Raw genomic sequence first — 12,687 nt, 5'->3', positions numbered from 1 at the left:
CCGCCCGCCGGCGCGGCACCCGGCGGGTTCCGCGCGCCGATTCGGCGCGCGTCCGCTGCGCCGGTCAATCGCGATGGCGCGCGATCCAGTCGCTGAACGCGCGGATCTTCTGCTGGCTGCCGATGTTCTCGGGATACACGAAGAAGTAGCGCGCGCCCGTCTCGAGCACGATGTCGAACGGCCGTTCGAGCCGGCGTGCGCTGACGTCGTCGTCGACGAGCGTCACGTCGCCGATCGCGACGCCGAAGCCCTGCATCGCCGCATTCGTCGCGAGATCGAGCGTGTCGAACGTCGGCCCGCGCGCCGGATCGACGCTGCGCTCGCCCGCGTGATCGAGCCATGCGCGCCAGTCGCGATGGTCGCGGGTCGGATGCAGCAACGTATGGCGCGCGAGATCGCCGACCGCGTCGAGCGGCGACGTCTGCCTCAATTCGGGCGCGCAGACGGGCGTCAGCCGCTCGTCGAACAGCGGCAGCGCGCACACGCCCGTGCCCGGCGACGTACCGTAGACGACCGCCGCATCGAACGGCTCGGTCGCGAAATCGACGACGTGCTGCCACGCGGTCGTGATCTGCACATGCAGATCGGGATGCTCGCCCTGGAAGCGCATGATGCGCGGCAGCATCCAGCGCATCACGCAGGTGGGCACCTTCAGCGCGAGATCGGTGCGCTGCCGCGTGAGCTTCATCGAAATATCTTCGATCCGCGCGAAGCTCTCGTTGACGACCGGCAGCAACTGTTCGCCCTCCGCCGTCAGCGTGAGGCCCTTCGCATGCCGCTTGAACAACGGGAAACCGTAATGCGCCTCGAGCGTCTGGATCTGCCGGCTTACCGCGCCCTGCGTGATGCACAGCTGCTCGGCCGCGCGCGTGAAGCTGCGGTGGCGAGCCACCGTCGAGAAGATCTGCAGCGCATGCAGGGGCGGAAGTCGGCGCATGAAGAAGGCAAACGGAAAAACGGCGCGGAGGGACCGCGCGCCGACCCCGGCGCGCGCTGTCCGACACGATAAGCCAAACGCCGGCTTTGCGCGAGGCGCGGGACGCTCAGGCCGTCGCGGTGAGCGCGCCCGCCACGATGCGCGCCGCCGACGCGACGACGTCCGCGCGGGCCACCGCGGCGGCCTGCGGCTGTGTGAACGACACGGCCATCACGATCGGCGCACGCGACGGCGGCCACAGCACCGCGACGTCGGTCGTCGTGCCGTAGCCGCCCGTGCCGGCCTTGTCCGCAATGCGCCAGCCGGGCGGCACGCCCGCCGCGATGCCGGTCGCGCCGCGCGCGCCGCCGACCATCCACTCCGTCAGTTGCGCGCGCTGCGGCTCGTGCAGCGCGTTGCCGAGCAACAGCCGCTGCAGCGTGTCGACCATCTCCACCGGCGTCGACGTGTCGCGTTCGTCGCCGGGCGCCGCGTTGTTCAGTTCGGGTTCCCAGTGATCGAGGCGGAACGACGTGGCGCCGCTCTCGCGCGCGAACGACGTGACGGCCTGCGGGCCGCCGAGCACGCCCATCAGCAGGTTGCCGGCGCCCTTGTCGCCCGACTGCAGCATCGCCGCGCAAAGCTGCTCGATCGTCATGCCCGTGTCGACGTGGCTTTCCGTGATCGGCGAGCCCGACACGATTTCATAGCGGCGATACAGGATGCGGCGCGGCAGCAGCGATGCGTCGAGCGAGCCGCGCGCGAGCATCGCGGCAGCCGCGACGACCGCATACGTGCCGCACAGCGGGAAGCGCTCGCGCGCACGGTGCGCGATCCGCACGCCATTCGACGTATCGAGCGCGGCGACGCCGAGCCGGCCATTCGAGGCCTTCTCGAGCGCGGTCAGTTCGGCCTGGGCGGTGTGGGCGCGCCCCTGATCGGCGACCGGCGCGGACGTGCACGCGGCGACGAACGGCGCGGCAACGGCGGCAAGCAACAGCGAACGGCGTGTCGGAGAATGTTCCATGAATGTGATGTGTTCTGTCGGAATCGGTGGCACGAAGCAACGCGGGCGCGCCCTGAACAGGCGCACCCGTTCACGCCGGCGGCCGGCCCGCGTCGGCCTACGCCGCGCATCCCCGAAGGACGGCCGTCGGCCCCGCGCAGCGCGGGACTCGCATGAACAGGCCCTAGCGTAGCAGCGACCGCCGCCACGTTCCAGCGAAACGGCCCTGCGTCACCCTTGCGACGAAGGCAGATACGGCACCGGATTGACCGGCTTGCCGTCGCGTCGCACTTCGAACAGCAGCGCGACACGCGAGTTGTCGAGGTCGCCCATTTCGGCGATCTCGTCGCCCTGACGCACGATGTCGCCCGTCTTCACGAGCAGCTTGCGGTTGTGCGCGTAGGCGGTCAGGAAATCCGCGTTGTGCTGGACGATGATCAGGCTGCCGTAATCGTTCAGGCCGGTGCCGGCGTACATCACGCGGCCGTCGGCCGCGGCGCGGACCGGGTCGCCCGGCCGGCCGGCGATCTGGATGCCGCGGTTCTGCCCCGGCCGGAACCCGTCGACGATCTTGCCGTTCGCGGGCCACTTGAGTGCGACGCCGCCCGCATGCCGCTTCGTTTCCTTGACGACCTGACGGTCGCTCGCGCTCGACGCCGCGGTCTGCGCGGTTGCCGGGTTGCTCGCTGCACCATTGCTCGACGCCGACGACGCGGCCACCTGCGTGCCGGCCACGCCCGACGGCGGCAACGGCTGCTGCTTGACGATGCGCAGCGCCTGTCCCATGCGCAGCCTGCCCTTCACACCCAGCTTGTTCCAGGTGCGCAGGTCGGCCACGCTGCAGCCGTTCGCGGACGCGATGCCCGTCAACGTGTCGCCGCGCTTCACGACGTACTTCTGCGCGACGAGAATCGGCGCCGGCGGCGGTGTGACGGCCGACGGCGCGGCAGCGGGCTGGCTCGACGGCGACGGTTGTCCCGCCAGCGTATCGCTCGGCGGAACGGACTGCGTGCTTGCACAACCGGCCATGACGAGCACGGCTGCCAGGCCCGGCAGCCACGCTGCGTTGCGGTGAATCTCGCGCGTTTTCATGGACGATCCGACTCCGGTTTGACAATCTTTCAAGCATCTCAAAAACGGAACGGCCGACGTGTAACCGGATGCAAACAATGATGACAAACGATCACGAACCGGATGCCGGCCGGCATTCGCTACCGGTAATACGGCCCGACCCGGAAAAACTTGATGGTCTGGTTGCGTGAAAACGGAAGAATTTTCGTTTCAGAAAACTATGGCGAATGCGTTTCGATAGGTGCGAAACGAGACTACCGCCTGCTGCGGCGCGCGCCCGCCGCGATGTTCAACGCAACCACCCGGCGAGTTCGGAGCAGGCCCACGCGATGCCGATGCACAGGAACAACACGTGCAACGCGATCTTGAACGACACGCCCCACGACGGATCGATCTGCATGACAGGCTCCCCGGTTGATGTGCGGCCATGATCCGCCATCGATCCCGCCCCGAAAATGCGGAACCGGCGAATCGGGCCTCAGGCTGCGCCTGAGACCGCGGCCGCGGTTCCCTGCTAACTTATCGGCCATTCCAACACGATCGCCCCGCCCATCATGCGCTTCGACCTGACCGACCTGCGGCTCTTCCTGAACATCTGCGAGGCCGGCACGATCACGAGCGGCGCCGAGCGGACCCACATCACACTGCAGGCCGCGAGCGAGCGCATCCGCGGCATGGAGGACGAACTCGGCGTGCCGCTGCTGCATCGGACCAAGTCGGGCGCGCAGGCCACCGACGCAGGCCGCGCGCTCGAGCATCACGCGCGCACCGTGCTGCAGCAGATCGACCACATGCGCGGCGAATTGCAGCAATACGGCCAGGGGCTGCGCGGGCATATCCGGCTGCTGTGCAACACGGCGTCGCTGAGCGAATACCTGCCCGACGCATTGGCCGACTACCTGCCGCATCATCCAAAGCTGTCGATCAGCGTCGAGGAGCGCTCGAGCCAGGAAATCGTGCATGCGATCCGCAACAAGACGGCCGAGGTCGGCATCGTCGCCGATTCGGTCGGGCTCGGTGGGCTCGAACAGAAGCCGTTCCGCGAGGACTGGCTGATCGTCGTCGTGCCGGCCACGCATCCGCTCGCGTCGCAAGGCGAGGTCGCGTTCGACTCGATCGCCGATGCCGACTTCATCGGCCTCACCGACGGCAGCGCACTGCAGGTGCATCTCGCCGATCAGGCGCGCGCGCTCGGCAAGCGGATCCGCTATCGCGTGCAACTGAAGAGCTTCGATGCGATCTGCCGCGTGATCGCCAGCGGCGTGGGCATCGGCATCGTGTCGCGGCACGCGGCCGAACGCGCGATGCAGACGATGGACGTGCGGCTCGTCGAGCTGTCCGATCCGTGGAGCCACCGGAAGCTGACGCTGTGCGCGCGCTCGTTCGATGCGCTACCGAAGTACACGCGCGAGTTCGTCGCGTTCCTGTCGGGCGAAACGGCGCCGCGATGATGCGCGCCGCACTCGCCCCCATCGACACATGGAAACACACGGAGGGACGCTCATGACCGACATCGATCTCGCCAATCGCTACCGCGCATATCTCGACTGCCTGAACCGGCGGGACTGGGCGGCGCTCGGCCAGTATGTCGACGACGACGTGATCCACAACGACCGGCCGCTCGGCCTCGCCGGCTACCGCGCGATGCTGGAGCAGGACTGCCGCGACATTCCGGATCTACGCTTCGACATCCGGCTGCTCACATGCGAACCGCCGCTCGTCGCGTGCCGGCTTCGCTTCGCGTGTTCGCCGAAAGGGACGTTCATGGGGCTCGCCATCGACGGCAGGAAGGTCACGTTCGCCGAGAACGTGTTCTACGAATTTCACGACGGCAAGATCCGGCAGGTCTGGTCGGCGATCGACAAGGCGGCGCTCGAGGCTCAGCTATGACATCGCCGGCGCGGCCGGAGGCCCGTCGCGATCGATGAGCCGACGTTCGGCTCGATTCGCCTCTTATGGATAACGTTTTCTCTCTAACGCAACCAAGCGCATCTCGCCGGATAGCGTGCCGCCTCGCCGCGTCGTCATCTGCATCCTGCACTCCATCGAATCGATCCCGGTAAAAATTCCTCGCGATTTCCGCATCATCCGGCGCTCGCTTCCTGCCCCTGCTTTCCCGCGATTCGGGTTTCTACCGGCGCGTCCCGCGCGAAAGTTCATTGACATCATGCCTGTCGATGTCTAAATTTGGAAAACGTTTTCCTTCGCGTCGGTGCGACGCCGTTCACGGCCCGCGCAGGGGGAACGCTTGCCCGCTCGGGTTGCGATTTCGGGCCACCGTCTTCAGGGATCAGGATTGCCAGGCGGAGGTCAGGGACGGGCGCCGGGCGCGGCAACGGTCATACCGGCCCGCCCCTCATCACTATTCAAAAACTGGAGACACAATGCATCCGCGCAGCAGATTCGCGCTCGGCGCCGCGCTCAGCGCCCTTTCCGTCCTGTTCGTCAGCGCCTGCGGCGGCAACGACTTGACCGACACACCTCCCGCATCGTCGCCGCCGTCGACCGCGACGCCCTCGCTCGCGGCGAACTCGCTGCAGGCGCTCGTCTACGGCGCGCCCGACACCAGCGTGCCGGCCGGCGCGGACATCCCCGTCACGATGATGGGCCAGATGCGCGCGCTGTTCGACCTGATCCGGAAATCGCCCGACTTCACGCAGGTCGTGATGGATCTCGGCGACGGCGCGCCGGTGCACGTGCTCGATACGAACACCGGCGACAAATTCCTGCCGGGCAAGCTCGCGCTCGGCCTGTCGTACATCCTGATCGACATGAAGTCGAAGGGCGACCCGCAATACGCGAGCTATCTCGCCACCTACCAGACGATCACGACCGCGATGATGGCGCAGTCGGGCAGCAACTACACGTACGCGAATACGTCGTGGGGCGAGTACTACTACCTCGTCGCGCTGAACAACCTGAAGGCGCACGGAATGCTCAACGAAGTCTTCAGCGACGCGATACTCGCGACGCTGCAGCAGCGGCTCACCTTCTGCGACATGTTCGGTCCCGACGCGAGCGGCAAGACCAATACGTGCCCGGCCGCGGGCACGCCGATCGACATCGCGTCGCTCAACACCGCGCAGAACTACTATGCGGTGTCCTACGGAATCGCCGGGTTGCGCCAGAAGCTGGGCTGGAACAACCCGGCGTTCGCGTCGGCGACCGATCCGTCGGTCGCGACGATGGGCGCACGCGATGCGCTGCTGTACACGCTCACGAACCACATCCGCAAGGATTCGTCGGGCGGGTTCTCGGACGAAGCGTCGAACACGCACACGACCTACTACGACCAGGCGCGCTTCGATCGCTACAGCACGTTGCTGATCGGCGAAGTGACCGAGCGCACGTTCGAGATGGGTAACGAGGCGAACCTCACGCCGGAACTGAAGGAGTATCTGCGCAAGTCCGTCGACCTGATCCTCCCGCAACTGAACGGTGACGGCCAGGGCTTCAACTACGGCCGCTCGATCGGCCCGTACGGCGATTCCGCGTTCATGGAAGTACTGACGGCCGCGGCCAATGCCGGCGTGCTGACCGACCAGGAGAAGCAGATCGCGTATGCGTTCATCTATCAGGCCGCGCATCGGTTCGACACGTACTGGTACGACCCGTCGCTGCCGACGCCGTCGGTGAACATGTGGGTCAAGGGCCGCGGCACCGACGCGTATCGCGGCAAGCCGCGCGTGATGGGCGAGAACTTCAGCCTGCTGCACCAGTACCTGTACGTGAACGCGTGGTGGAACAAGCTCGGCTTCGGCGGCAAGGCGCCGATGGCCGATGCGGACTACAACGCGTGGCTCGACGCGCTGCCGCATTACACGCTCACCTGGTACAACCAGCCGGGCGACACCGCGCATCCGTACAGTGCGGCGCTCGTCACCGTGCGCGACGGCCGGCGCGTGATCAACCTGAACCTCAGCCAGGCGCCCGACTACAACTCGTACACGCCGTACTACCCGGTGCCGTTCTCCGACAAGCTGATCTACGGCACGACCGATCTCGGCTACGCGCTGCTGGTGCCGCAGGTGTCGTACAACGGGAAGACCTACATTCCCGTCACGTACTACAAGAACCTGAATGTCCAGCAAAGCAACGGGCAGGTGATCGTGTCGTTCGATACCGCGAAATTCCGGCTCGCGTCGAAAAACGCGGCGTACACGACGGATCTCGACCTGCAGGTGCATACGGTATTGACGTTCGCGCACGGCTCGGTCGCACGCAGCGATACGCTAAGCACGGGCACGCTCACCGGCAACCTGTCGGTCGAAACGGACTTCACGTCGTTCGCGGATTTCGCATCGACACAGGCGAACGGCGACGGCGTGTCGGTGACCTACGCGAACAGCGCCGCGACCGGCTATGCGGCGTCCGGGTTCGACAACTGCGCGCTGTCCGCCTTCGATACGGTGAACGGCGCGACGAACCCGCTGTCGACGACGCCGATCGGCCAGCTGCATTCGAACTTCGCCTGCACGACGAAGCCGTTCGCACTCGGCGCGGGCGCGACCCGCACGTTCGGATGGACGCTGAAATACGCCGACCCGGCCAGAGCTGTGTGACCCACACCCACGTCCGGTGAACGACCCCGAACCCGGCTGTTGTCGAAACCGGCGTCGGGATCGTCACGGACAGCGGGCATCGCGCTCGTCGGCGATGCCCGCTTACAGCCACCCCGATCGCGGCGCCCGTCATCTGGTTTTGCCTGAGACTGGTTAGGGCTTGCGGCGCGGCGGCGCGATGGTGCCGATGTGCTGTCGCGCCACGGGCCGGCGAAAAACGCGCCGCCGGTACCAATGCAGGCGGGGCTGGACCATGCACCTCCAACGGGGTCGCCAAACTCGAACCCGCCCCCGAATCCGGACGAATACGGAGACTACTCCGCAACAAAAGCCGATCCGGGCCGATCAGCCCCCGTGAGATGGCCCCCGCCCCTGCTCGCTATCGAGGTGCGCCATCTGTGCGGCCGGATAACGCTCGCCGGCAGCCGCCCCGGCGGGAACCGCCGCTTCGATGCGAGCGATATCATTGACCGTTAGTTGCATCTCAGCCGCTTGCAATGCGTCACGAAGCTGCGTGCGCTTGCGCGCGCCGATCAGCGGCACGATATCGCCGCCGCGCGACAGCGCCCACGCGATCGCGACCTGCGCGGGATTGCTGCCCTTCTCGTCGGCGATTGCGCGCAACGCGTCGACGAGCGCGAGGTTGTGCGCGAGGTTCTCGCCCTGGAAGCGCGGGCTCGCCGCGCGGAAATCGCGCTCCCCCTGCCGCGTCGTGCTCCAGCGCCCACCGAGCAGCCCGCGTGACAGCACGCCGTACGCCGTCACGCCGATCCCGAGTTCGCGGCACGCGGGCAGGATCGCGGCCTCGATGCCGCGCGACAGCAGCGAATATTCGATCTGCAGGTCGGAGATCGGCGCGACGGCCGCCGCACGGCGGATCGTGTCGACACCGGCTTCCGACAGGCCGATATGGCGCACGTACCCGGCCTTCACGAGATCGGCGATCGCGCCGATCGTGTCCTCGATCGGCACCGCCGGATCGACGCGCGCCGGCCGGTAGATGTCGATGTAGTCGGTGCCGAGCCGCTTCAGCGAGTACGCGACGAAGTTGCGGATCGCCGCCGGCCGCGCGTCGTAGCCGGCAAACCCGCCGGCCGGATCGCGCAGCGCGCCGAATTTCACGCTGATCAGCACCTGGTCGCGTGCCCGGCCGCGCAGCGCATCGCGGATCAGCATCTCGTTGTCGCCCATCCCGTAGAAATCGCCGGTGTCGAGCATCGTGATGCCGTGGTCGAGTGCCGCGTGCAGCGTCGCGATGCTTTCGTCGCGGTCGGCCGGTCCGTAGAAATCCGACATCCCCATGCAGCCGAGCGCGAGTGCCGACACCCGCGGGCCCGTCCGGCCCAGTTCACGCGTTTCCATGTCCGTTTCCTTGAGTGATGAATGAACAGGCCGGATTCTGGACGCATCGCGACACGCGATAAACGCGAAACACTCAACCAAACCATTCGACGCTGATTAACAATGGAGCCTGCTCCCCTCCACCCACGCACCCGCCCCGCATGGATCATCTGCAAGCAATGCGCATCTTCGCGCGTGTCGCCCATCTCGGCAGCTTCACCAAGGCGGCCGAGCAGTTGCAACTGCCGCGCCCGACGGTCAGCAACGCCGTGCAGTATCTGGAAAAGCACCTGAAGATCCGCCTGCTGCAGCGCACGACGCGACGTGTCGCGCTGACGGCCGAAGGCGCGACCTATTACGAGCGCTGCGTGCGGCTCCTGGCCGATCTGGACGATGCGGAAACGCTGTTCGAGGACGCCGGCACGACGCCGCGCGGCGCGATCCGCGTCGACCTGCCCGAGCGCTTCGCGCTGAACCAGGTGATTCCGGCGCTACCGGGTTTCCACGCGCGCTACCCCGACCTGCGTGTCGTGATCGGCACGACCGACCGCTTCGCCGACCTCGTCGCCGATGGCATCGACTGCGCGGTGCGCGTCGGCGCGATGTCCGACACGTCGCTCGTCGCGCGGCGCATCGGCGAACTGGCGCAGATCAACTGCGCGGCGCCCGCCTATCTCGAGCGGCACGGCACGCCGCGCTCGCCGGACGAGTTGCCGGACCACGTCGCGGTCGGCTATTTCTCGAGCCGCACGGGCCGCGAGCTGGACTGGGAATATGCGGATATGGATACGGGCCAGCTGCACGCGGTGAAGATGCGCAGCATCGTGTCGGTCAGCAGCTCGCAGGCGTATCTCGCGTGCTGTCTTGCGGGCCTCGGGCTGATCCAGGCACCGCGCGAAGGGCTCGGGCCGCTGCTCGCCGACGGCTCGCTGGTCGAGGTGCTGCCGGAATGGAATGCCGAGCCGCTGCCCGTATCGGTGGTGTTTCCGACCGGCCGGCATCTCGCGCCGCGCGTGCGGATCTTCGTCGACTGGCTCGCGGAAACCCTCGGCGCCACGCCCCGGGCGGATTGACCGCAGCCGGCGCCGGCGCACGCGGCCCCGGCGCCGCCCGATCAGGATCAGAACTTGTGGCGGATCGCGGCGCGCACCGCGAACTGATTCGACGACGCCGACGGGCCGTCGGTGCCGACCACGTAGCCGCCGTCGGCCGCCGTGCCGGTCTTGTCGCCGGCAACCTTCTGCCATGCGCCCTGCAGGTACACGTCGGTGCGCTTCGACAGGCTGTAGTCGGCCATCAGGCCAACCGTGTGGTATTTCGGCTTGAAGGTCCCGGCCGCCGCATCGTACTTGCCGTCCGTGTACACGTATTGCGCGCCGAGATAGAAGTCGGGCGTGAGCTGGTACTTGCCGTTGATCTCGATGTTCTGGAACTTCGTCGCGGTCAGCCCGAGGCCGGCGAACGTCGAAGCCGGCAGGTAGACGGTCGACACCGGGTTCTTCACGTCCGTCTTCGTGTAGACCAGGCCGACCGTGGCCGGGCCGAACGTGTAGTTGACGCCGCCGCCGAAGATCCGCAGGCGGTCGGCGACGAAGTTCGCGTCATCCGCCGAGATCGCGCCCGCGCTGCCGACGCCCGGGTTGTTCGCCTGCAGATACGCAGCCGCAACCTGCAGCCCGGCCAGCGAGTACTGCGCGCCGAGGCTGTACTGGCGGTTGTTCGAGAAGCCGGTGCTGTTGCTGAAGCTGTACGTGCCGCCGAACGTCAGGCCGTTCCAGTCGGCGCTCGCGTACTTGACCGTGTTGTTGACGCGGAACGAGTTGTCCGTGTTGTCGTTGTCGAACGGGTGCGAGAACAGCGTGCCGCCCCAGTTGCCGTTGGCGGTGAGCGGCGCGAGATAGTCGACCACCGAGTCATACTGACGGCCGAAGGTCAGCGTGCCGAAGCGCGGCGCGCTCAGCCCGACGAACGCCTGGCGGCCGAACATGCGGCCGCCCTGGCCGAGCCGGCCGTTGTTCACGTCAAAACCGTTTTCCAGCGTGAAGATCGCCTTCAGCCCGCCGCCGAGATCCTCGCTGCCCTTCAGGCCCCAGCGGCTGCCCTGCGCATAGCCGCTCGCGAGCTGGTAATTCGATTTTCCGACCCCATTGACGTTGACGTTGTTCGTGTAATTGAAGCCTTCGTCGATCACACCGTACAGCGTCACGCTGTTCTGGGCGAAGACCGGCGCGGCGAAAGCGGCCAGCGCGGCGGCAAAAATGACGTGCTTCTTCATGACGGATCTCCGGAGCCGGGGGCCGGGCGGGTCGAGCGCCCGGCGAATGTTTGGTCTGTTGTATGTGTGGCCCGCAGGGCGGACGACGCGGTGTGCGGCCGCGTGAGGTCAAAATGGTGTCACGTCGCAAACCGTCCGTCCATCGGGGCAAGTGAACCCTGCGCAAACCGTTGCGCTCGTCCAACTGCCCCGTTGCGCAGACTGCCTGACCCGGCTTATCGGCAGCGGCAGGACGGGCGGCCATCCGCGTAAACCCGGTGTGCGCCGCATCGGTGGCACAATGCGCATCCGTTCGTCATTTCTTCACGAAGTCATGCTTCACCCCGATTCACGCGCGGCGCGCGCCGGCTGCGCCCGCGGCCCGCGCCGGGAGGCGCTCCGATGACCGCACCGGCCCGGGCCGGCCGCTACGCCGAACTCGATTTCTTCCGCGGCCTGGTGCTGCTCGTCATCGTCGTCGATCACATCGGCGGCAGCATCCTGTCGCGCGTGACGCTGCACGCGTACGCGCTGTGCGACGCGGCCGAAGTCTTCGTGTTCCTCGGCGGTTTCGCCACCGCGATCGCGTACAACTCGCTCGCCGAGCGGCACGACGAGGCTGCCGCGCGCCAGCGCTTCATCCGGCGCGCGTTCGAGATCTACCGCGCGTTCCTCGTGACGGCCGGCCTGATGCTGCTGATCACGGCCGCGCTGAACGCGTTCGCGATCGACGGCCCGAACATGCCGACCAACGATCTCGACGGCCTGCTCCACAAGCCGCTCGCCGCGCTGCGCGACATCCTGCTGTTCCGCCGCCAGCCGTACCTCGCATCGGTACTGCCGATGTACGCGTTCTTCGCGCTGCTCGTCCCGCTCGCGCTGCCGCTCGCGCGCACGCAGCCGTGGCTGCTGCTCGCGTTCAGCGGGTCGCTGTGGTACGCGGCGCCGCACGTCGCGCGCTTTTTGCCGACCGTCGAAGGCGCGCCGTGGGACTTCAATCCGTTCGCGTGGCAGTTCCTGTTCGTGCTCGGCGTGATCGCGCGCTGCCAGCCGGTCTACCAGACGCTCGCACCGAAGCCGCAGGGCTGGCTGCTGACGGCCGCGGCGCTCGCGATCGTCGCGGCCGGCGCGTACTACCGGCTGCGCGTCGAGCCGTTCCCGACCGATCCGTCGATCAAGCAGAACCTCGGCGCGCTGCGGCTCGCGAACTTCCTCGCGATCGCGTGGCTCGCGGCCAAGCTCGTGCACCTCGGCTGGATGAAGAAGGTCGCGCACGCGATGCCGTGGATCGGCACGATCGGCCGGCAGGGGCTGCTGTGCTTCGTCGCGGGCACCGCCATCTCGCTCGCGGTCGATTCGGTGCTCTACCAGGCGACCGAAGGCTATCTCGACGTGAAGCTCGGCCTGACCGCCGACGTCGTCGCAATGGGCCTGCTGTATCTCGTCGCCAAACTCTACGGGCCGCTCGTCGCGCGGCTGCCGTTCCGTTCGCGGCGATGACGCGCCGCGCCTTCATGCGCCGCTGCTACGATAGCCG

The 12,687-nt window shown here is 67.3% G+C and carries 10 protein-coding genes; 5 read left to right on the top strand and 5 right to left on the bottom strand.

What is annotated here, in order from left to right; translation table 11 throughout:
- Positions 1-64: 64 nt before the first annotated feature.
- The 3 genes from ACPTTC_RS24080 to ACPTTC_RS24070 all read right to left on the bottom strand — a co-directional run bounded on the left by ACPTTC_RS24080 (position 65) and on the right by ACPTTC_RS24070 (position 3,014).
- Positions 65-937: a LysR substrate-binding domain-containing protein gene (locus tag ACPTTC_RS24080; protein ID WP_226197737.1), complete on the bottom strand. Its 873-nt coding sequence runs from the start codon at positions 935-937 to the stop codon at positions 65-67.
- Between the two features lie 106 nt (positions 938-1,043).
- Positions 1,044-1,943: a class A beta-lactamase gene (gene bla, locus ACPTTC_RS24075; protein ID WP_423394211.1), complete on the bottom strand. Its 900-nt coding sequence runs from the start codon at positions 1,941-1,943 to the stop codon at positions 1,044-1,046.
- A 210-nt stretch (positions 1,944-2,153) separates the two neighbouring features.
- On the bottom strand, positions 2,154-3,014 hold the full coding sequence (locus ACPTTC_RS24070; protein WP_423394210.1) for a peptidoglycan DD-metalloendopeptidase family protein: 861 nt from the start codon (positions 3,012-3,014) through the stop codon (positions 2,154-2,156).
- A 533-nt stretch (positions 3,015-3,547) separates the two neighbouring features.
- Here ACPTTC_RS24070 and ACPTTC_RS24065 point away from each other — a divergent pair.
- The 3 genes from ACPTTC_RS24065 to ACPTTC_RS24055 all read left to right on the top strand — a co-directional run bounded on the left by ACPTTC_RS24065 (position 3,548) and on the right by ACPTTC_RS24055 (position 7,555).
- Positions 3,548-4,444, top strand: coding sequence for a LysR substrate-binding domain-containing protein (locus tag ACPTTC_RS24065; protein ID WP_423394209.1), 897 nt, complete (start codon positions 3,548-3,550; stop codon positions 4,442-4,444).
- Positions 4,445-4,496: 52 nt separating this feature from the next.
- Complete coding sequence (locus ACPTTC_RS24060) at positions 4,497-4,883, top strand: ester cyclase (RefSeq protein WP_175954075.1); 387 nt, start codon at positions 4,497-4,499, stop codon at positions 4,881-4,883.
- A 494-nt stretch (positions 4,884-5,377) separates the two neighbouring features.
- Positions 5,378-7,555, top strand: a complete 2,178-nt coding sequence (locus tag ACPTTC_RS24055; RefSeq protein ID WP_423394208.1) for a hypothetical protein — start codon at positions 5,378-5,380, stop codon at positions 7,553-7,555.
- A 345-nt stretch (positions 7,556-7,900) separates the two neighbouring features.
- Here ACPTTC_RS24055 and ACPTTC_RS24050 read toward each other — a convergent pair whose 3' ends face one another.
- On the bottom strand, positions 7,901-8,917 hold the full coding sequence (locus tag ACPTTC_RS24050) for an aldo/keto reductase (RefSeq protein WP_423394207.1): 1,017 nt from the start codon (positions 8,915-8,917) through the stop codon (positions 7,901-7,903).
- 140 nt (positions 8,918-9,057) lie between these two features.
- On the opposite strand from ACPTTC_RS24050, the gene ACPTTC_RS24045 reads away from it, so the two are divergent.
- The gene (locus tag ACPTTC_RS24045) at positions 9,058-9,969 is read left to right on the top strand and encodes a LysR family transcriptional regulator (RefSeq protein ID WP_175968569.1); all 912 of its coding nucleotides are present in this window, start codon (positions 9,058-9,060) and stop codon (positions 9,967-9,969) included.
- Between the two features lie 47 nt (positions 9,970-10,016).
- Here ACPTTC_RS24045 and ACPTTC_RS24040 read toward each other — a convergent pair whose 3' ends face one another.
- A complete protein-coding gene (locus ACPTTC_RS24040) occupies positions 10,017-11,171 on the bottom strand; it encodes a porin (protein WP_423394206.1) in 1,155 nt (384 codons plus the stop codon).
- 381 nt (positions 11,172-11,552) lie between these two features.
- On the opposite strand from ACPTTC_RS24040, the gene ACPTTC_RS24035 reads away from it, so the two are divergent.
- Positions 11,553-12,650 carry an OpgC domain-containing protein gene (locus tag ACPTTC_RS24035; RefSeq protein WP_226197748.1) on the top strand — a complete coding sequence of 366 codons (1,098 nt, stop codon included), beginning with the start codon at positions 11,553-11,555 and terminating at the stop codon, positions 12,648-12,650.
- The last annotated feature ends 37 nt before the right edge of the window (positions 12,651-12,687 follow it).

It is taken from the genome of Burkholderia mycopellens, from assembly GCF_964265025.1.
Lineage (GTDB): Bacteria > Pseudomonadota > Gammaproteobacteria > Burkholderiales > Burkholderiaceae > Burkholderia.
This window is presented reverse-complemented; position numbering and strand designations above follow the sequence as displayed.